Source organism: Sporosarcina sp. ACRSM (assembly GCF_022346545.1).
Taxonomy (GTDB): domain Bacteria; phylum Bacillota; class Bacilli; order Bacillales_A; family Planococcaceae; genus Sporosarcina.
On the sequence record NZ_JAKRNU010000008.1, the window covers coordinates 198,757 to 219,394 of the forward strand.

18 protein-coding genes are annotated in these 20,638 nt (G+C 43.8%); 2 read left to right on the forward strand and 16 right to left on the reverse strand.

Features of this window, described 5'->3' with window-relative positions; genetic code table 11:
* Nucleotides 1-36: 36 nt before the first annotated feature.
* From floA to mtaB, 5 genes are all read right to left on the reverse strand, one after another.
* A complete protein-coding gene (floA, locus tag MHZ95_RS14200; RefSeq protein WP_239391438.1) occupies nt 37-1,050 on the reverse strand; it encodes a flotillin-like protein FloA in 1,014 nt (337 codons plus the stop codon).
* Nucleotides 1,050-2,387, reverse strand: a complete 1,338-nt coding sequence (locus MHZ95_RS14205) for an NfeD family protein (RefSeq protein ID WP_239391439.1) — start codon at nt 2,385-2,387, stop codon at nt 1,050-1,052. The genes floA and MHZ95_RS14205 overlap by 1 nt, the downstream gene beginning before the upstream one ends.
* A gap of 181 nt (nt 2,388-2,568) precedes the next feature.
* Entirely contained in the window at nt 2,569-2,742 is a 174-nt protein-coding gene (gene rpsU, locus MHZ95_RS14210; protein ID WP_016426884.1) for a 30S ribosomal protein S21, read from the reverse strand.
* A gap of 184 nt (nt 2,743-2,926) precedes the next feature.
* Nucleotides 2,927-3,598 carry a deoxyribose-phosphate aldolase gene (gene deoC, locus MHZ95_RS14215; protein ID WP_239391440.1) on the reverse strand — a complete coding sequence of 224 codons (672 nt, stop codon included), beginning with the start codon at nt 3,596-3,598 and terminating at the stop codon, nt 2,927-2,929.
* A gap of 107 nt (nt 3,599-3,705) precedes the next feature.
* The gene (gene mtaB, locus MHZ95_RS14220) at nt 3,706-5,061 is read right to left on the reverse strand and encodes a tRNA (N(6)-L-threonylcarbamoyladenosine(37)-C(2))-methylthiotransferase MtaB (protein ID WP_239391441.1); all 1,356 of its coding nucleotides are present in this window, start codon (nt 5,059-5,061) and stop codon (nt 3,706-3,708) included.
* Nucleotides 5,062-5,243: 182 nt separating this feature from the next.
* Here mtaB and MHZ95_RS14225 point away from each other — a divergent pair, with 182 nt between their 5' ends.
* Nucleotides 5,244-5,873: a hypothetical protein gene (locus MHZ95_RS14225; protein ID WP_239391442.1), complete on the forward strand. Its 630-nt coding sequence runs from the start codon at nt 5,244-5,246 to the stop codon at nt 5,871-5,873.
* A gap of 99 nt (nt 5,874-5,972) precedes the next feature.
* Here the strand turns inward: MHZ95_RS14225 and MHZ95_RS14230 are convergent, their stop codons facing one another.
* From MHZ95_RS14230 to hemW, 7 genes are all read right to left on the reverse strand, one after another.
* Entirely contained in the window at nt 5,973-6,713 is a 741-nt protein-coding gene (locus MHZ95_RS14230) for a 16S rRNA (uracil(1498)-N(3))-methyltransferase (protein ID WP_239391492.1), read from the reverse strand.
* Between the two features lie 4 nt (nt 6,714-6,717).
* Nucleotides 6,718-7,662: a 50S ribosomal protein L11 methyltransferase gene (prmA, locus tag MHZ95_RS14235; RefSeq protein ID WP_239391443.1), complete on the reverse strand. Its 945-nt coding sequence runs from the start codon at nt 7,660-7,662 to the stop codon at nt 6,718-6,720.
* 15 nt (nt 7,663-7,677) lie between these two features.
* On the reverse strand, nt 7,678-8,799 hold the full coding sequence (dnaJ, locus tag MHZ95_RS14240; RefSeq protein ID WP_239391444.1) for a molecular chaperone DnaJ: 1,122 nt from the start codon (nt 8,797-8,799) through the stop codon (nt 7,678-7,680).
* A 187-nt stretch (nt 8,800-8,986) separates the two neighbouring features.
* Complete coding sequence (dnaK, locus tag MHZ95_RS14245; RefSeq protein ID WP_239391445.1) at nt 8,987-10,810, reverse strand: molecular chaperone DnaK; 1,824 nt, start codon at nt 10,808-10,810, stop codon at nt 8,987-8,989.
* Between the two features lie 33 nt (nt 10,811-10,843).
* Nucleotides 10,844-11,440, reverse strand: a complete 597-nt coding sequence (gene grpE / locus MHZ95_RS14250; RefSeq protein WP_239391446.1) for a nucleotide exchange factor GrpE — start codon at nt 11,438-11,440, stop codon at nt 10,844-10,846.
* Nucleotides 11,437-12,492 carry a heat-inducible transcriptional repressor HrcA gene (hrcA, locus tag MHZ95_RS14255; RefSeq protein WP_239391447.1) on the reverse strand — a complete coding sequence of 352 codons (1,056 nt, stop codon included), beginning with the start codon at nt 12,490-12,492 and terminating at the stop codon, nt 11,437-11,439. Before hrcA ends, grpE begins: the two co-directional genes overlap by 4 nt.
* Before the next feature lie 150 nt (nt 12,493-12,642).
* A complete protein-coding gene (gene hemW / locus MHZ95_RS14260; protein WP_239391448.1) occupies nt 12,643-13,776 on the reverse strand; it encodes a radical SAM family heme chaperone HemW in 1,134 nt (377 codons plus the stop codon).
* A 470-nt stretch (nt 13,777-14,246) separates the two neighbouring features.
* On the opposite strand from hemW, the gene MHZ95_RS14265 reads away from it, so the two are divergent.
* The gene (locus tag MHZ95_RS14265) at nt 14,247-14,747 is read left to right on the forward strand and encodes a hypothetical protein (protein ID WP_239391449.1); all 501 of its coding nucleotides are present in this window, start codon (nt 14,247-14,249) and stop codon (nt 14,745-14,747) included.
* A 962-nt stretch (nt 14,748-15,709) separates the two neighbouring features.
* On the opposite strand, the gene MHZ95_RS14270 is transcribed toward MHZ95_RS14265, so the two are convergent.
* The 4 genes from MHZ95_RS14270 to gpr form a co-directional block, all read right to left on the reverse strand.
* Complete coding sequence (locus MHZ95_RS14270; RefSeq protein ID WP_239391450.1) at nt 15,710-16,219, reverse strand: DUF3189 family protein; 510 nt, start codon at nt 16,217-16,219, stop codon at nt 15,710-15,712.
* Between the two features lie 452 nt (nt 16,220-16,671).
* Nucleotides 16,672-18,495, reverse strand: coding sequence for a translation elongation factor 4 (gene lepA, locus MHZ95_RS14275; protein ID WP_239391451.1), 1,824 nt, complete (start codon nt 18,493-18,495; stop codon nt 16,672-16,674).
* A gap of 70 nt (nt 18,496-18,565) precedes the next feature.
* The gene (gene spoIIP, locus MHZ95_RS14280; protein ID WP_239391452.1) at nt 18,566-19,366 is read right to left on the reverse strand and encodes a stage II sporulation protein P; all 801 of its coding nucleotides are present in this window, start codon (nt 19,364-19,366) and stop codon (nt 18,566-18,568) included.
* Nucleotides 19,367-19,416: 50 nt separating this feature from the next.
* The gene (gpr, locus tag MHZ95_RS14285; protein ID WP_239391453.1) at nt 19,417-20,454 is read right to left on the reverse strand and encodes a GPR endopeptidase; all 1,038 of its coding nucleotides are present in this window, start codon (nt 20,452-20,454) and stop codon (nt 19,417-19,419) included.
* Nucleotides 20,455-20,638 lie beyond the last annotated feature (184 nt).

Here is a 20,638-nt window from a genome sequence, read left to right on the forward strand (position 1 = left end):
GATACATCCCCTTTCCGGGAATCGGATGATCATCCGTTACTCTTTTTTACCGTCAGGCTTCTGCTTATCATCGCCGACTTTACTGATGGAGTTTCGCATGCCTGTATCAGCCTGGATATTTTTATAGTTCATATAATCCATAATGCCGATATTGCCTGTGCGGAGCGCTTCCGCCATCGCAAGTGGAACTTCCGCTTCGGAGGCTACCACTTTCGCGCGCATCTCTTCAACTTTCGCCTTCATTTCCTGCTCGCTCGCAACAGCCATCGCACGACGTTCTTCCGCTTTCGCTTGGGCGATGTTTTTATCCGCCTGCGCCTGCTCTGTCTGTAATTCCGCACCGATGTTTTTGCCGATATCCACGTCGGCGATATCAATGGATAAAATTTCAAAGGCTGTTCCCGAATCAAGTCCTTTGGAGAGCACTGTTTGTGAAATCATATCCGGATTTTCCAATACTTTCGCATGGTCGACAGACGCACCGATCGTAGAAATGATCCCCTCACCAACACGGGCAATAACCGTTTCTTCACCCGCACCACCGACGAGACGATCAATATTGGCACGTACGGTAATACGCGCTTTCGCTTTTACTTCAATCCCGTTCAAGGCGACACCGGCGATAAATGGTGTTTCGATCACTTTCGGGTTAACGGACATTTGGACCGCTTCCAACACATCACGGCCCGCAAGATCGATCGCCGCTGCACGCTCAAACGTCAACTCGATATTCGCACGATGCGCTGCAATCAGGGCATTGACGACACGGTCGACGTTCCCCCCTGCTAAGTAATGGCTTTCCAATTGGTTGATCCCGACATTCAAGCCCGCTTTGTGAGCCTTGATCAAAGGATTGACGACTCGGCTCGGGATAACCCGGCGAAGACGCATTCCGATAAGTGTAAAGATGCTGACCCGCACGCCTGCTGCCATGGCAGAAATCCATAGCGCGACAGGGACAAGTGTGAAAAATACAGCCAATAGGATAATGACGACAAAAATGATAGCCACTGCCGTAATTAAACCTCCTGCTTCCAAAATACCTGGCATTATTCAGTCTCCCCTTCCTCTTCTGATTCCCGCACAACAATACGGGAACCTTCCACTTTCACAATTGTAACATTCTTTCCTTTGTCGATGTAACTTCCTTCCGAAACAACATCAATTCGTTCACCATCCAGTTCGATGGCACCGGCCGGGCGAAGCGGTGTAGACGTCTTCGCAATACGCCCTAATAATTCCACCCTGTTCACATTTGAAACGTAACCGCTTTCCGTATCCGTCGCATCCATCAGTACGACTTTATTGAGCAGATGCAATTTTTTACCGAAAAATTTCATAAGAATCACCATCCCTATACTAGCGATGGCAACCGCGATAAGGACCGAAATCGCCATATACATCGGATTGCCGCCTGCCAAAATGATACCTCCAATAATCGCGAGCGACCCTATGATCCCTGCAATGCCACCTGGCAAGAAAAACTCCGCTATGACAAGTCCTACCCCAATCACAAAGAGGACGATGGATTCATAACCTGCCAGTCCTGCAACAAGGTGTCCATAGAAAAATAACAACAATGATGAAATCGCCATCGTACCCGGTACACCGAATCCAGGAGAATATAATTCTACGACTAGGCCAAGACCTGCAATGGATAAAAGAATCGGAACAACAATCGGATGCGTAATGAATCGGGCGATCTTTTCAAAAATAGTGACTTCCGTTGAAATAACTTCCGCATTTTCATAGCCCGCCTTTGCAAGCACATCCTCAAAAGACGAAACGGTCCCTTCACTATAATTGACTTCCAATGCTTCCGAAGCTGTCAATGTCAGCAATTTGCCCATTTCCGCTCGGTACTTAGGAAGATCGACATCAGGATCCGCCATCGCTTGTGCATACATCGTATCACGATCATGATCTGAAGAATTTGCCGCATTGATCATATCTGCAACCCATTTACTTTGCGCTTTGACATCCGCTGCATTGCCATCTGCTACAATCGCCTGGGCAGCCCCGATCGTTGCATTGGGGGTCATATAGATGTCTTGTGCATGAAGCGCGATAAATGCACCAGCTGAAATGGCTCGATTGTTAATGTAAGCGATGATCGGGACAGAGGTCTCATCCATTAATTTACCGATTTTATCCGCTGCATCCGTAAAGCCTCCAAGCGTATCGATTTCGAGGATGATCGCATCTGCGCCCGCTTGTTCCGCTTCCGAAAACGAACGCTGTAAAAAAGCGTATAAACCTTTTTCAACTTCGGCTTCAACAGGGACTCTATACACTGTTTTCTGACTGGCTTCAGTTTGCACGAAAGGAATGAATATCGCTGATAAAAATAAAATGAACAGGAGAAGTTTTCCGATCATTTTATGCATGCTGTTTTTCACCTCTCTTTACTATCCATTATAACTCTATATACGGTTGAAAATCTCGTAAGTTTCATTTTGCTCAGAAAAATCTTTTTCTACACAACAATAAACCGGAAAACCCTTATCGGATTTTCCGGTTTACGAATTTTTAGATTCATTACAAGATCGAATTCATGGCTACAGAAAATTAGAATTTACGTTTTCTTGCAGCTTCAGATTTCTTTTTACGCTTTACGCTCGGTTTCTCATAAAACTCACGCTTTCTTACCTCTTGTATTGTTCCACTTTTGGATACAGTACGTTTGAAGCGGCGAAGAGCATCTTCAAGCGATTCGTTTTTACGAACAACAGTTTTCGACATATCTCTTGTCCCTCCCTCCAAACACACTTCGGAACATGACCAAGTGCCATGTACTCAAGAATTATACCGCAGAAATAAAAATAGGTCAATATAAAACTTTCAACTTTATTTAGAAAAAATCCCATATCCCTCTAAGTGAGGTTGATTCGCTAGATATGCCATCCTGATCTTTGCACTTCGCCGATTAATAATCAGATGTGGATGCAAGTCCTTGCATAATCTGAACACCGGAACTAGCTCCGATTCTCGTAGCGCCTGCATCGATCATTTTCTTCATTTCTTCAAAGCTCCGGACACCACCGGATGCCTTCACACCCATTTGTGGTCCGACGACTGCCCGCATCAATTTGACATCATCCTCCGTCGCCCCTCCATTTGAAAAACCAGTAGAGGTTTTGACAAAATCAGCACCTGCCAAAACGGATAATTCGCATGCTTTTCTTTTTTCCTGTTCTGTCAATAAGGCTGTTTCAATGATCACTTTGACAATCGCTCGATCTTTTGCAGCCTGAACAACTGCCTCTATATCCTTTTTCACGGTTGCGTCATCCCCGCCTCGAAGTGCACCGATATTGATCACCATATCGATTTCTCCGGCACCGTTTTGTATCGCATCCGCAGTTTCAAACGCCTTTACTTCGGACGTCGATGCCCCTAGCGGAAAACCGATGACCGTACATACTTTAACCGGCGAACCTGCCAACGCTTCCGCTGCCGTTTTCACCCAAGTCGGATTGACACAGACTGAAGCGAAGGAGTATGTACGCGCTTCTTCGCAAAGCTTCAGAATCTCCTCTTTTTTCGTTTCCGCTTTTAGCAATGTATGATCAATATAAGTCGCAAAATCCGTATTCAACTGAATACCTCCCCGTAGTTGTCCGTACTTCTCCAATCATAGCAAGAACAGTCCAATTGTGCACGAAAAAACCATTCCAACCCGTTTGGCTGGAATGGCTTTTCTTATTAGACGTGGATTTCTTGGTCATCCATGACGCGGACAAATTGTCCTTCATTATAAGGATAGCCCGCTTTCGTCAACTTCACACGGACAATTTTACCGACCATCGATTCATCGGCAGGCAGGACAACTTTCAAGTAATTATCTGTATAGCCTTCATAAAGCCTGCTATCTGGATCGAGTTTATACTTCTCTTCCGGAATAACTTCGAGTACTTCATTTTCGAAAGAGGATGCATACTGCTTCGCAAGTTGGTCATTCAACTCAAGCAGTCGATGAACGCGCTCATTTTTCACTTCTTCATCGATTTGGTCTTCCATACGTGCAGCAGGCGTCCCTGTCCGTTTGGAATATGGAAACACATGCAGTTCAGAGAAGCGCTGATCGCAAATGAAACGATAAGTTTCCATGAATTCTTCTTCCGTCTCGCCTGGGAAACCGACGATAACATCCGAAGTGATTGCCAAATGTGGCAACGCTTCACGAAGGCGATCCAAACGCTCCGCGAAAAATTCCATCGTATATTTACGACGCATCCGTTTCAATACAGTATTGGAACCGGATTGGATCGGAATATGCAGATGGCGGACGATGATCTTCGAATCACGGAGCACTTCAATGACTTCATCAGTCAATTGACTCGCTTCGATAGAACTGATACGAAGGCGTTTCAATCCTTTCACTTGCGTTTCCAAATCGCGAAGAAGACGGGCAAGATTATAATCTTTCAAGTCTTCCCCATAGCCTCCCGTATGGATACCAGTCAGGACAATTTCAAGATATCCTGCATCGACAAGCTGTTGTGCTTGGCGGATGACTTCTTGCGGATCACGAGAGCGCATGAGGCCACGCGCCCATGGAATAATACAGAACGTGCAGAAATTATTGCACCCTTCCTGTATTTTCAAAGATGCCCGTGTGCGGTCTGTAAAAGCAGGAACGTCAAGCTCTTCGTACACTCTGTTCTTCATAATATTGCGAACGGCATTGATCGGTTGACGCTCCGCCCGATATTCGTCGATCAAACCAAGTAATTTTGTCCGATCTTGCGTTCCAACGACGATATCCACTCCCGGAATCGCCATAATTTCAGCAGGTGATGTTTGCGCATAACAACCCGTTACACAAATGACCGCATCCGGATTATTCCGGATAGCGCGGCGAATAACCTGACGGCTTTTCTTATCTCCCGTATTCGTCACTGTACATGTGTTGATGACGTAAACATCGGCGTTTTGTTCGAAATCCTTACGATCATAGCCGGCTTCTTTAAATAATTGCCAGATCGCCTCAGTTTCGTAATGGTTTACTTTGCAACCGAGGGTGTGAAAGCTTACGTTTTTCGGTAGCTCGTTACTCATATATATTTCATCCTTTCATTATAAGCATTATCGCAATTACATTAGATTAAATAAAATGTCAACGAGTTTTATGATAGCATAAATAAACATGTTGAGCCTAATTTTTTTGTTTAGTGTGCACAAGCAAAAAATAATAATTTGAGTAAGTTACAAGTAAATGCGTAAATAAGAAGGTGCATTCTTTGGGTTCGTGTAAAAAGGACTGTTCTTGCCGCCGTTGTAAAAGTCGGTTTAAACCGTGTGATGTCGCGCCGGTATCAAAAGTATTAAAAGGAATGGATATTGCCGACGTACCTAAAAAGGTATGTGATTGTTCAGGTATAGTGAATTTTTCGGGTGCATCTTTCAAGTTTTCCGCAAATATTTGTCCGCAATGCAAACTTCAAGGTGGTTCCGTTTCAACCACCTTCTTTAGTCCTGGCATATCATTTGACTCTACAGTTGTTTATCCCCCTCAGTGTTTTTCTATTGATACCGGTACTGTTTTACAAGTTTCGGGGTTTGGCACATTGATATTTGGTGCTTCCATCATTCAAGGTATTTTTACGCTACGACTACTGGAAAACTTAGTCGGTGACAATTCATTCTACTTTGAAGTGACTGGCATCGGCCAAAATGGGGTTACTTATTCTGTTAGCATTTCCCAAAACGTGCCCGATGAAAATCGGATGATCAGTTTTTGTAATTCTTCTTATTCATTTCCACGAGGTACGATTAACAAAACTGCAAAAACAAATGAACTTCAGGAAAAATTAAATAGAGGACAAATTGTAATTGTTAAAAACGGGCAAGTCGAAGTTGAAGAACTTTAATGGTTGTCTCGTAGATAGACAAAAAGCGACCTATCCAACACTGGACGGATCGCTTTTTTATGTTCGCTTGTCGTACAGGTTAGACTACTTCACGCAGTTTCATTCAAATTCATACGACATGGCTGACAGTAGATATAAGGGGGCCGTTTCAGTCCTTAAGATGCGCGGACCTAATGCCATCGGTAAAAAACCAGCGGAGTGCAGTGCTTCCGCTTCGCTCCGGGATAGGCCGCCTTCAGGACCGAACACAACCAGTACCGTTTGTTTAGGAGACACGTTTTGGAGCCGCTCCGCGATCTTATGCGGTTTTCCGTTTTTTGCATCTTCCTCATCCGCAAAGAACAAGACATCATACGCTTTCGCTGCATTAATCAATTGCTTGAACGTATAAGTTGTTGCGACTTCGGGAATAAGGGTACGATGGCATTGCTCCGCCGCTTCTTTCGCGATTTTGCGAAGTCTCTCTACCTTTTTGCCGCCTTTTTTGTCATCCCATTTGACGATGGAGCGCTCCGCTTCAAAGGGAATGAGGCCTACCATGCCGAGTTCCGTGCCTTTTTGTGTAATCCAATCGAGCTTATCGCCTTTCGGCAGACCGCATGCAATCGTCACAGAAACGGGCATTTCACTGGATGGCAGTGCGTCTCCTTCGCGTTGGATGATCACCCCATCTGTAGCCAGCTCGGAAATGGTTGAAACATATGCGTGACCGCCTGAAACCGCGATGACTTGATCACCGGACACCATTCGCATGACACGGACGATATGTTTTCCATCGTCGCCGGAGATTTCGGCTTTCCCTTCGTCATCGAACGGGGCAGAAAGAAAATAGCGCTGCAAACCGTTACACGCCCCTTTTTTGGGCAACAATGGCAACCCAGTCTTCCATCAAGACCGACTCGATAATTTCAAAGCCTTTGGAAATCAAATCGTCTTTTACCATATCGCGTTTTTGACCGATGATGCCCGAAACGATGAATAATCCATCCTCCGGTAAGATGGCGTAAGCATCTTCGGAAAAGGTCATGATCACTTCTGCCAATATATTCGCAACGATAATATTAGCAGGTTCTTTGACGGAATCTAATAGATTGCCGTGTGTTACAAGAATTTTCTCTTCAACATGATTCAATTTAATATTTTCTTTCGCTGCTACAACCGCGACATCATCCAAATCAAGCGCATGGACTTGAGACGCGCCTAACAGGGCCGCACCGATGGAAAGGACACCAGACCCGGTTCCGACATCGACGACCGTATCCCCTTCGCGCACATACTTTTCAAGTGCTTGGAGACACATGACCGTTGTCGGGTGCGTGCCGGTTCCGAAAGCCATTCCTGGGTCCAACTCGATGATCAATTCATCCGAATCGACAGGATCATATTGTTCCCAGGTCGGGACGATTGTGAATCGCCCGGATATTTTGACAGGATGATAGTATTTCTTCCACGCAGTCGCCCAATCCTCTTCGTCGATCTCATGCGTGTGAATGCTGTTCTGTCCGACATCCAAGCCGAATTCCGTTAAGCCTTCAATCGCCTGTTCAATGTCTTTCATCGTTTCGATAAGAAAACTATTGACAGGTAAATATGCTTTGACGATGACGCCATCAGTCGGAAAATCCTTTTTATCGAGTGCATAGATTTCACCAAAACGGTCTTCATGAATCCGGTCCGGTTCGGACGAATCTTCAATCACTACCCCACTGGCACCCGCTTCGTGCAAAATATTCGCTACCGCTTCTGTTGCTTCATGCGTTGTATGAATGGAAATTTCCGACCACTTCAAATCACTTCATCCCTTTCAGTCGCCTTTGATTGTTCGTTTGATTTTATCAAATAATGAGCTTGAATACTCATCTGGCGAATCTCCACCAATGGCTGCAAATTCACGCATCAATTCTTTCTGTTTTTCCGTCATTTTCTTCGGTGTCATTACTTTTACGACCACATGTTGATCGCCTATGCCGCGGCCATGGACGTTTTTAACCCCTTTGCCTCTTAGGCGGAAACGGGTGCCTGTTTGTGTGCCCGCTGGAATTTTCAAATTCACATTGCCATGCACAGTCGGCACTTCAATCTCATCACCGAGTGCAGCTTGCGGGAACGTCAGACCCAATTCCAAATAAATATCGTCTTCTTCCCGTATGAATTTTTCATGTGGGCGAACACGGAATACGATATACAAGTCCCCTGCCGGACCGCCATTATGTCCTGCTTCACCTTGTCCTGAGATGCGCAGTTGCTGACCATCGTCAACACCCTCAGGAATTGTCACTTTGATTTTTTTGTTTTTGGTTACTCTGCCTTTACCGTGACATGTCGTACATTTTTCAGGGATGATTTTCCCTGTCCCTTGACAATGTGGACATGTTCTGCGATTCACCATTTGACCAAGCGGCGTGTTTTGTGTAATGCTGATTTGACCGGAACCGCCACAATGTGTACAAGTTGTTGGGGAAGTCCCTTTTTTTGCACCTGAGCCGTCACATGTTTCACATGTTTCTTCTTTCGGAATTTCAATTTCCATCTCTTTTCCGAAAACAGCTTCCATGAAGTCAATCGTCATAGAATATTGGAGGTCATCCCCTTTGCGAGGCGCATTCGGATCACGGCGCCTTGATCCACCCCCACCGAAAAACGTGCTGAAGATATCTTCGAATCCGAAACCATCTCCGCCACCACCAAAACCACCAAAGCCTTGGTTCGGATCTGCATGGCCAAACTGGTCATAATTCGCTTTTTTCGTGTCGTCGCTCAACACCTCAAAAGCTTCTGTCACTTCTTTGAATTTCTCTTCTGCGCCCGGTTCTTTGTTCAAGTCCGGATGATACTTTTTGGATAGCTTCCGATACGCTTTCCTGATTTCGTCTTTGGATGCGCCTTTTGATAATCCAAGCACATCATAATAATCTCGTTTGCTCATTTTTACACTCTCCCGAAATACTTTGGCCTATGCCTATTGTATCATTATGCACGCCCGATAAAAATCGAAAAAGCCAAAGCCGGAATATCGGACTTTGACTTTTCCGTCAAGAATTTTTTCATGCTGCCCGGCGTAATTCACAGTTTGGAACGTCCGCCAAAGGCTGAACTTGAATTCAAGTACTCTATTATTTTTTGTCGTCTACTTCTTCAAACTCAGCGTCGACAACACCGTCATCTTTGGAATCCCCTGCATTGTCAGCACCTTGCGCTGATTCAGCAGCCGCTTGTTCATACAGTTTCATAGATAGCTGTTGAACGATTTCTTCTAATTTCTCTTTCTTCGTACGGATATCGTCGAAGTTTGCCGCTTCGATTGCAGCTTTCAATTCTTCTTTCGCTTCCTCGACATTTTTCACTTCTTCTTCGGAAACTTTTCCTTCAAGATCTTTCAATGTCTTTTCAGCCATGAAGACAAGCTGATCCGCTTCGTTTTTCAAGTCCGCTTCTTCTTTACGCTTTTTGTCTGCTTCCGCATTCGCTTCAGCATCTTTTACCATGCGTTCGATTTCATCGTCAGATAGGCCAGAGCTGGATTGGATCGTAATGTTTTGTTCTTTTTGCGTACCCAAGTCTTTCGCTTTAACTGTAACAATACCGTTTTTATCGATATCAAATGTTACTTCGATTTGTGGAACGCCACGTGGTGCTGGTGGAATATCCGTCAATTGGAAACGGCCAAGCGTTTTGTTGTCCGAAGACATCGGGCGCTCCCCTTGCAATACATGGATGTCAACCGCAGGCTGGTTATCTGCCGCTGTTGAGAACACTTGGGACTTACTTGTCGGGATCGTCGTGTTACGTTCGATCAATTTCGTGAAGACATTCCCCATCGTTTCGATACCGAGTGAAAGTGGTGTAACGTCTAGAAGTACAACGTCTTTTACGTCTCCGCTCAAGATTGAACCTTGGACAGCTGCACCCATTGCAACGACTTCATCAGGGTTAACGCCTTTGTATGGCTCTTTTCCAGTTTCTTTTTGAATCGCTTCCTGAACTGCTGGGATACGTGTCGAACCACCTACAAGAATGACACGGTCAATTTCAGATGGTGAAAGGTTCGCATCTTTCATCGCCTGACGAGTCGGTACCATTGAACGCTCGACAAGATGCGCAGTCAATTCGTCAAATTTCGCGCGGGATAGGGTCACTTCAAGGTGAAGTGGACCAGCTTCTCCTGCTGTGATGAACGGTAGGGAAATTTGTGCAGATGTTACGCCAGAAAGGTCTTTTTTCGCTTTTTCAGCGCCGTCTTTCAAACGTTGCATCGCCATTTTATCTTTGGAAAGGTCGATGCCGTTTTCTTTACGGAATTCGTCCACAAGATAGTTTATGATGACATCGTCAAAATCGTCCCCACCTAGTTGGTTGTCCCCCGCAGTGGAAAGCACTTGGAAAACGCCGTCGCCAAGTTCTAGAATCGATACGTCGAACGTACCACCACCAAGGTCATAGACGAGAATGATTTGATCTTCTTCTGTCTTATCTAAACCGTATGCAAGTGCTGCTGCTGTCGGCTCGTTAATAATACGCTCCACTTCAAGACCTGCGATTTTACCTGCATCTTGTGTCGCTTGACGTTGTGCATCGCTGAAGTATGCAGGAACGGTGATAACCGCTTTTGTCACTTTTTCGCCAAGATACTCTTCCGCATAGCCTTTCATATACTGAAGGATCATTGCAGAAACTTCTTGCGGCGTATATTCTTTGTCTTCCGCTTTCACTTTATAGTCAGAACCCATATGACGCTTAACTGACATGATTGTGTTCGGATTCGTAATTGATTGACGTTTCGCTACTTCACCGACTTGTCTCTCACCGTTTTTGAATGCAACAACGGATGGTGTCGTACGGTTACCTTCCGGGTTTGGAATTACTTTCGGCTCCCCGCCTTCGTATACCGCCACTACAGAGTTAGTTGTCCCTAAGTCAATACCGATAATTTTACTCATAATCAAATTCCTCCTAGATAAAATGCTCAATCATTACTCGTTAACTTTAACCATCGAAGGTCGCAGTACACGATCTTTTAACAAATACCCTTTTTGCAATTCTTCAAGCACAACGCCTGATGGCTTTTCCTCATCGGTACCCGTCATGATCGCTTGATGGAAATTCGGATCGAATTCCTTGTCAAGTGCTTCAATTTCAACGAGCCCTTCCGCTTTCAATGCATCGACAAGCGTGCGATAGATCATGTCCATCCCCGTCATCATCGACTTCACTTCTTCAGTCTTCGCTTCAACGGTCAAGGCACGTTCAAAATTATCAAGCACAGGAATCAGATTGTTAACGACACTCTGCGCCCGATATTTCTGCAATGCTTCCTGATCAAGCGTCGCTCTTCGTTTGAAGTTTTCATAATCTGCAAGCAATCTGAAGTATTTGTTTTCCTCATCCTGAAGCTTCGCCTTCAATTCTTCGATCTCAGTTTCAGGTTCGGCTGCAGTCGAGTTTTCATCCGCCTCTGCAGCTTGTTGTTCTACCATTGTTTCGTTTTCATTTTCAACAGCTGTTTCTTCCGCTGTTGAATCGTTTTTTACTACTTCTTCGTCATTTAAGTCGGCTTTCGTTTCTGTCAATGTTCTTTCCTCCCTGCTGATCCGCCACCGATTGTCAGCCTTGCCAGCTCGCTGGACAAATCACTGCTCATCAAATCAAGCAACGTAATGACCCTTGCATAGTCCATCCGTTTAGGACCGATAATCGCGATGGAACCGGCCATCTGCTCTCCGGCTGAATAAGTTGCCGTGATGACGCTATAATCCTCCATCGCATTGTTGTTGTTTTCGGAACCGATACGGACATGGATTCCTGCCAAATCGTCCTGAAAAAACGTTTTTGCCGGAACGCCTTTTTCCATCAGCTCAAAAAATGTTTTCATCTTTTGAACATCATTGAATTCAGGCTGTTTCATCATATTCATTTTCCCACCGAAGAACAAACGCTCCTCCGGTTCAATGGAAACGGCTCGTTGGAAAGCGGTGTAAAGCTCCGATGCATGGTGAATATGACGTTCCAAAATCATATTCGTTTCCTTCAGAAGTGATTGCTGAAGTTGGACAAGCGGAGTTCCTACAAGTCGTTCATTCAGTATGTTCACCATTTTTTCAATATCTGACGCCGTAAATCCTTCCGGCACGTTGAATAGTCGATTTTCAACTTTTCCATTATCCGTCACAATGATGGCCACTGCTGTTTCTTCATCTAATGGTACGATTGAAAAACGCTTTACGGCATGCAGTGTCGTATCCGGACCGAGTAGAATGGATGTATAGTTCGTCAAATCGGAAAGGATTGTCGCTGATTTCCGAATCAATTCCTCCATTTCAACAATCTTTTCTTGAAAAATCGAACGCAACTGGAAACTATCTTCCGTTTTCAACTTTTCCGGTTTTAATAAGTGATCGACGTAAAACCGGTATCCTTTTTCGGATGGTACCCTTCCGGAAGATGTATGGGTCTTTTCCAAGTAGCCCATTTCCTCAAGCTCCGCCAGCTCATTCCGGATGGTCGCCGAACTAAATGGCGCCTCCTTCTTTTGTGAAAGCTGTTTGGAGCCGACGGGTTGTGCGGATTCGATGAAATCGTTAACTGTCAGTTGCAAAAGAAGCAATTGTCTGTTCGTCAACATAATCATCACTCCTATCAGCACCTTTTGAACGGGGTGCTTGTTGGGCAACAGATTTTGCCAGTCGCCTTGTTAGCACTCTATAACATCGAGTGCTAATGCTATTGATAATTTATCAAATTCAAATGAGCGTGTCAACGAATTGACTTCGTTTTACGCAAGAAATTGTTGAAACACTTCATTCCCTCTGAATACCCCAATTCGTGTCAGTTTAACCCTATCATCCGACCGTTCCACCAAGCCATCCTGGACGAGCTGCTCGATCGCATCGCCGTAAACTGTCTCCAGCGATTGCCCGAATTTCTTTTCAAATAAAGAAAAGGAGACCCCTTTTGCAGTTCGAAGCCCCAAAAACATCTCTTCTTCCATCGCTTCCGTTTCCGTAACGAGATGCCTCTGTTGAATCGGACGTTCTCCTGCCGCCGTTTTTTCCATATATTTCACAATAGGACCGATATTTGAATAACGCTCGCCATTCACATAACCATGCGCACCTGCACCAACACCCGCATACGTGGCATTCTCCCAATAGATGAGGTTATGGATAGATTCATAACCCGGATCAGCAAAATTGCTGATCTCATACCGTTTACGGCCGTGTTGATCCATATGATCCATGAGCATGGCGAACATTTCTGCTTCGATATCTTCTCCAGGAAGTGGTAAACGACCTTTGTTCATTAAGTTATAAAAAACGGTTTTCGGCTCTACAATGAGTGAGTACCCTGAGTAATGAGGCAAATCAAGCGCTAATGCTTTGTTCAGCGTATCTTGCCATTGAGCGATGGTTTGTCCCGGCAATCCGTAAATGAGGTCGATGCTCATATTTTCAAAACCGGCTTTCCGTGCATCCGCGATAACACGAACCGGATCATCGGCATTATGCGTTCGACCGATCTTTTTGAGCAACTCTGTATCAAATGATTGAACACCGATACTCAGCCGATCGACACCCCCGTTTTTTAACACTTTCAACTTGCCATAGGTCAACTCATCAGGATTCGCTTCCGTCGAAAACTCCGTTAACGACGGCACATCGACATACTCATTGACGATGGCAAGCAGACGATCCAATTGCTGTTCGGATAAAGACGTCGGCGTTCCACCGCCTAGGAATACCGTTTCAAGCCCTTTGAAGGAAATCCCTTCCTGACGCATAACAGCAAGTTCCTGCCCAATCGATTCGATATACGCATCAACAGGCTGATTTTTGAAAAACACTTTATTGAAATCACAATAGTGACAAATCTGATGGCAAAACGGGATGTGGATATACATTCCTCTCATTACCGCCACTTCCTTCCTTCACAGCAAAAAGGAGGCTATGATGCCTCCCTTTTCACTTCTCTATTCATTCCTCGTCCATCTTCAAAACAGCTATGGACGCTATTCGTTATTGAATGTACTAAATTGTATCATACAGCATTTTGACTTGGCGTACAAACGTCGGGCTACTGTATGTTTGAAGTTCATTTTTTCACATACTATTCAATGAATAAAATCCATCTGAACAAGTCATTAGGGACACATCGATGAAAATTGCTGAGTCGATAAACTAAAGAATAGGTACAGAATAAATCATCCTTTTTTCGGTAAAAGTGTATCATAATAATAGCCATCCCCCCGCAATTCGATAGAATCGGAATAAAATGGCTGTTCAAAATAAACTAGGAGGGGTACCTATGACAAGACTCTCAGCGACAAAATCCATTCATACCAAATCTGGGGTTCTACTAACTGAGCCGTGAAGTTCTTCTATGTATTTTAATGCACCGATGGAAAACCGCGTTAGATTCTCAACAGATTATTTCAGAGAAGTTCGAGTGAATGGGATTCGAAAATTTATGAATCATCTTACGATGGATGAGCCAACTGTCGATCTATTCCTTTCGCTAGAATATAATAGAAAAAATAAATATCTCACTAATAACTTGTCAAAGCGGATACGCTTGGTTAATTGGAAGGAACATAAACTCACAAGTGAAGAATTTGATCTTGACGAAGGGTTCGGTAAGATTGCATCAATAAAAAACGTAGCCGTGAATGATGCGATATTATATACAATAGATGTACTTCTCTATAAAAATGAGCGTGCCTCCAAAGCTTTATTGATGATTGACACGAGTAAGTATCTGATTCACTTCGGAGCGAGTGGAGACGTCATCAATATACTCTCTACAGATCCCAAGAATATTAAAAGCTTAAAAACGAAGTATAAAGGCATCTTTGACACTTTTTACGATGCGCCTTTAACGTGAATAATTTACAACTGAGATGACAAAAGTGGTCGTTTTTTTAACAGATAGCCACAATGTATTAATTAATGTAAAGGGAAGAAAAAATAGTGTATAAATCATGATGAAAAAATATATTACCAAAATACGTGCAACAAGTATAGAGTAATAGGCCCTTCCAACGTATACATTTGTCGTTAACTTAGTATTCAAGATATGACTATATATTTTTAGTCCGCCAATTAGCTGATCTCTTGATCCGAATAAAAGAACAAATAGAAGTAAGCCTACTATAATTCGGGTGTCATAATAATCCCATGCTAATGCATGTTGATCGGCTCTTAACACTCCATTGAAAGGTATGAGAATGTAAGAAAAGAATATATACCAACCTGTTACAATTCTTAATGAATTTAAAATAAGTGACCATAGATTTCTACTCATCCGTATTCACCTTTACCTCTCTTAATACCATTAAATTTTAGTATAAAAGCTCTGCTTATGTTGAAAATTGAACATCGTGTTCTTCATAATCAATAATATCGTGCGCATCTATTAAAATGAATCTTTTAGAACTCTTTTAACGTAAATAATTAAATAACGTCTATTGTAATGTATAAAGAGTTACTAAAAATGGGACGAGCACAACAATGGCAAGCAGTGTCAATTAAGGAGGTGAACCGCTTGAGCTGGAACGCATTTATACAGCTGAAATCAGAATCTAGTATTCTCGTTGAATCATTAAAGTCAATAAACGTACAAAGTAGTAGCGACTCTTCCATCACGTCTACGACAGATTTTGAGTCTTATCATTTACTGCCTTCCCAAAGGATTTCTTTCATCGGAGTAAACCATGTAGTAACACTCATTTCCGATTCAATTGAATACGTTTCTTTGACGCGCGATTAATGATTTTTAATCGAAAGGAGCCGATCCAGAAAATCAGTAAAAAATGATTTTCTGGATCGGCTCCTTGTTAAGAAGTATTACTTAAATTCTTGATTGTCTAAAATAGTCACTTGTTCCTTACTGGATTGGGCTATACGTTTTGTGTTTTCTACCAACCGAAAAATATTATCGCAACATTGTTTGGCACCTATAACCAGTAATGGCACACCAAGAATATCAATTTTTAAGCCTCTAGACAAAAAACCACCAATCGACATCGCGATCGGTACAGTGGGTGATGTATTGGAGAATATTATTTGTTCTTGAAATTGATGTTTACTTTGAATCAATAAAATCAAATTTTTCATTGCTGGAACAACCAATTTTGAGGATTTCCGACCTATTGTATACACGGAGTCTCCATTTTCATCTATCCCATGGAAAATGATTTTCCCGGAATCCTTTTTAGTTAATTTATTGAAATAGTTTACACTTAATATTTCTTCTTTAGTAAGTTTACGTTCCGATTGGTCTAATTCTTTTAAATGATATGCAGCTGCCAGTGATGTAGTATGAGTTCCGCCATAGTCATTATAAATATAAATCATGATATCATCCTTCGAATTGTTATCTCAGACCATTATGGACAATTAATCTAAAAACTAAACCCAAATTCGTTATTTTTCATTTATTTTCATAATCCTCTTTCCGACAAATGAAAAAGAAACTTTTTTGTTACCTAACATCCACCAAGCCCACTACCTTCCAAAACCTTCTTAACTCCCAGTTGCAAAGTATAAGGTACTATCAGCCCAATCCGTCTTTCCAAGAATCACAGGCCGTGCATTCATGGGGCTTCATTTATTAATATATATAAAAGCACCGTATTTGGGTTGCAAAAAACAAACCCAAATACGGTGCCCATTACACTGATTCTGATCATGTATGCGTGATTTGAAATGACCTGCTGTCGCCAAGAAAATTTCGCTCGGTGGCAACAGGGTGGCATATCACTATTTCACACGGTTCATTCAAAACACGAAGTGCATACCTATAATTTTTATTCCTCGTCCATCTTCAATACAGCCATAAAGGCTTCTTGTGGCACTTCAACGGAACCGACTTGTTTCATCCGTTTCTTACCTTCTTTTTGTTTCTCAAGCAATTTACGTTTACGGGAGATGTCTCCACCGTAACATTTCGCGAGAACGTTTTTCCCGATCGATTTGATGTTGGATCGGGCAACGATTTTTTGGCCGATTGCGGCTTGGACTGGTACTTCGAACTGTTGTCTTGGGATCAATTTTTTCAGTTTCTCAACGATCGCTTTTCCGCGTTCGTAGGAGAAATCGCGGTGGACGATGAAGCTGAGTGCATCCACTTGTTCACCGTTCAACAAAATGTCCATCTTAACGAGTTTCGATTCTTTGTAGCCAATGAGTTCGTAGTCAAATGAAGCGTATCCTTTTGTACCTGATTTCAATTGGTCGAAGAAGTCATAGACAATTTCCGCCAACGGCAATTCGTAGATGATGTTGACACGTGACGCATCGATATAATCCATCGTGATGAAGTTTCCGCGTTTATGTTGGCACAGTTCCATGACAGAACCGACATAATCATTCGGGACCATGATGGATGCTTTGACATATGGTTCTTCGACGTGGTCGATTTTCTGTGCGTCTGGCATCATGGCAGGGTTGTCCACTTTCAGTTCAGTACCATCCGTCATGATGACATTGTAAATAACACTTGGTGCTGTTGTGATCAAGTCAATATTGAATTCGCGTTCAATCCGCTCTTGGATGATTTCCATATGCAACAGACCGAGGAAGCCACAACGGTATCCGAAGCCGAGTGCTTGGGATGTCTCTGCTTCGTATTCAAGCGCAGAGTCGTTCAACTCCAACTTTTCAAGTGCTTCACGCAAGTCGTTGTATTTGGATGTATCGATCGGATACAATCCACAGAATACCATCGGATTTAAGCGACGATAGCCTGGTAGCGGTTCACTCGCAGGGTTTTTCACGCCTGTAATCGTATCCCCGACTCGTGTGTCCCCAACATTTTTTATGGAAGCCGATAAGTAACCAACGTCCCCTACTGTCAATTCATCGCGATGTTTCGCTGACGGTGTGAAGACGCCCGTCTCGATGACTTCGAATTCCTTGCCCGTCGCCATCATGCGGATCTTATCGCCAGGTCGGACCGTCCCTTCTACAATTCGGATATTGACGATAACGCCTCTATACGCATCGTAATGGGAGTCGAAGATGAGCGCTTTTAACGGTGCTTCCGGGTCCCCTTGAGGAGCCGGCACTTTTTCGACGATTTGTTCTAAGATGTCTTCAATGCCGATGCCCGCTTTTGCCGATGCAAGGACCGCTTCCGAAGCGTCCAATCCGATGACGTCTTCAATTTCCTGTTTGACACGATCCGGATCGGCGGCAGGCAGGTCGATTTTATTGATGACCGGTAAAATTTCCAGATCATTATCAAGTGCCAAGTAGACGTTCGCTAGCGTTTGCGCTTCAATACCTTGCGCTGCATCGACGACGAGAATAGCCCCTTCACATGCAGCGAGGCTTCGTGACACTTCATATGTAAAGTCGACGTGTCCCGGCGTGTCGATCAGGTGGAATGTATATTCCTGCCCGTCTTTCGCCGTATACGTCAACTGCACAGCGTTCAATTTGATTGTAATTCCACGTTCACGTTCCAGATCCATTGAATCGAGCGTCTGGGACTTCATTTCCCTGGAAGTTAGTGTCTGGGTTTGTTCCAATATGCGATCGGCAAGCGTAGATTTACCGTGATCGATATGGGCAATGATGGAAAAATTCCGTATGTTTTTCTGACGTGCCAATCTCTGTTCTAAATTCATCTCAGTTCACTCCTAGTTTAGCTAGTATGAATTATAGCAGTGAACCGCCTAGACTTCAATATTCGACACGTCAGGAGTTTTGAAGTACCGCTGCAGCTGCACTTCCGATGACAGAAACGGTCCGATTCAGCTCATCTTCCGCATTGCCGATCCCACCGAGCTCGATCAGCAAAAGGGACGGATGCAAATCCTGGTTATACTTGCCATCAACGCCCGGTCCACTTTTCACAATAAAATCCCGGGTAATCCCAGGTACCAATTTTTCCATTTCATCCTTCAGCAGCTTCGCCTTCGCTTGGTTCTGTTTATAATTCGGATTATTCTTTCCGATGACAAATGCAACTTTCGCATACTTTTCTCCGTTATGGACAATCGTCGTTCTATCTGCCCGCAGATGATCGCGATGGAGATCAATGATGAAGTCATATTTGTCGGCTTGAGCTTGCTTCTGCACATAAGGACGGATTTCTTTATAGGAACGTGCATAAGCAATTCCTTTCTTCTCCATTTGCGCTTGGATATCAATCGGTAAAATTGTCGTTTCAACCCCATTGACATCCAACTGTGATTTTAGCTTTTCCCCAATTTTCATGATGTTTTCGGAATGATGAGAGACAGCGACTTTTCCGTCATAAGCTTTCGTCATTGGTTCATATGCTTCATGCGAATGCGTAAAATAAAGAAGTGCTTTCCCAGTCGTTTGTGCTTTTGACTCTTCCTCCAACACATTAGCGGCGTAGACCATGTAGGAAGATTCCTTGACAAGTTTAGGAGATTTCGCCGTTTGTCCTTCTGCCGTCATACTGACGAAGACAGGAAACAGGAAGAGAAACAGAATGAGTGAGCCCCAGATTAGCGATGTTTTTTTCAAATGGCATCCCTCCGTTTTCCAACTATATGCGTCAGAAAACGGAGCAATGACTATTTTTTTAAATTAGCTACCCAGGATGACAATGAATCCGACAACGTGTCCGCATAGATCGAAACCCAAGAATCAATCTCTTTCGGCGAAATGAACGTCCGTAGTTCATGATTCGCTAATACTTCTTCAAACAATTGAATACGGTCTTCATGCGGCCAAGATGCCCAATCTCCAAAAATCGGCAGCAATGTAGAACGATCTGCATCTTTGTTTTCACTGTGCAGCCAAGGCGTAACCGAAAGCCGAGAAGATGGGCTATCCTTTTCACTGATCTTAGAAGCGATATAGCCAAACATCGAATCGATTGCATCCGCAATTAGGACAGGGCCGTCCACAACGGTCGGAATGCCGATTGCGATGACCGGAACCCCTAAAACTTCTTCTGACACTTCTTTCCGATTATTTCCGACACCGGATCCCGGGTGGATGCCCGTATCCGTCAATTGGATCGTGCGGCAAAGCCTTGCACTGCTCCTTGCGGCAAGCGCGTCGATGACGATAAGTAAATCGGGCTTTATCTTATCGGTAAGCGCTTGGACAAAATCAGCCGTTTCCAAGCCGGTTTGAATCGTAACGCCCGGCGCATAGACAAACACTTCACTGCCATCCTCTGCATAATATTCCGGCACAATGGATTGCAAACGATCCATCGTCAATGGACCGACCGCATCCGGGGTCACATCGCGATTCCCCAATCCTATAAAGAGGATTTTCCCATCTTTCACAGATGGGATCGCTGCGATCATTTCTTCCAGTTTGTCGATTAGCACACGCGCTAGGTCGTCTATCCCTTCCGTATCACCTGGAGTCAACGCTGGTACGGTTAACGTAATATATGTTCCTTTTTTCTTGCCAATCCTTTTTTCCCCTTCAGCATCGACCACGACGGACGTGACGACAACACGACCTAATCTGGATTCGCCAAACGAAATGCCTTCCTCTTCTTTTAATCGATTTTTTTCCGATGCCGTCCGATGCCGGACCATTTCCTCGCTTTCATCGAGAAGATCCGTTCTAAAAAAATCCAACTTCTCCATCCAATCACCTCAACAACAAGTTTGTCCGTTGTGTCAAGGAAATATTCTTAGGTCAACAGGATGTTGGTCTTGTAACCATCGTTGCAGGACGCGGCGAACTTTGGTTGCGTTCCCTACAGCTTTTCTTGTTGCAATCTAGTTCTCAATTTGTTAAAATAATGCTTGTTGTAAAGAGATATCCGTA

Bases quoted from the DNA above. Each gene is read 5' to 3' on its own strand.
- MHZ95_RS14205 (WP_239391439.1), bottom strand. From the start codon at position 2,387: ATGCATAAAATGATCGGAAAACTTCTCCTGTTCATTTTATTTTTATCA.
- hemW (WP_239391448.1), bottom strand. From the start codon at position 13,776: ATGAGAGGAATGTATATCCACATCCCGTTTTGCCATCAGATTTGTCAC.
- MHZ95_RS14270 (WP_239391450.1), bottom strand. From the start codon at position 16,219: ATGATTTATATTTATAATGACTATGGCGGAACTCATACTACATCACTG.
- rpsU (WP_016426884.1), bottom strand. From the start codon at position 2,742: ATGTCGAAAACTGTTGTTCGTAAAAACGAATCGCTTGAAGATGCTCTT.
- dnaJ (WP_239391444.1), bottom strand. From the start codon at position 8,799: ATGAGCAAACGAGATTATTATGATGTGCTTGGATTATCAAAAGGCGCA.
- hrcA (WP_239391447.1), bottom strand. From the start codon at position 12,492: ATGTTGACGAACAGACAATTGCTTCTTTTGCAACTGACAGTTAACGAT.
- floA (WP_239391438.1), bottom strand. From the start codon at position 1,050: ATGCCAGGTATTTTGGAAGCAGGAGGTTTAATTACGGCAGTGGCTATC.
- gpr (WP_239391453.1), bottom strand. From the start codon at position 20,454: ATGGAGAAGTTGGATTTTTTTAGAACGGATCTTCTCGATGAAAGCGAG.
- dnaK (WP_239391445.1), bottom strand. From the start codon at position 10,810: ATGAGTAAAATTATCGGTATTGACTTAGGGACAACTAACTCTGTAGTG.
- mtaB (WP_239391441.1), bottom strand. From the start codon at position 5,061: ATGAGTAACGAGCTACCGAAAAACGTAAGCTTTCACACCCTCGGTTGC.
- MHZ95_RS14265 (WP_239391449.1), top strand. From the start codon at position 14,247: ATGTATTTTAATGCACCGATGGAAAACCGCGTTAGATTCTCAACAGAT.
- lepA (WP_239391451.1), bottom strand. From the start codon at position 18,495: ATGAATTTAGAACAGAGATTGGCACGTCAGAAAAACATACGGAATTTT.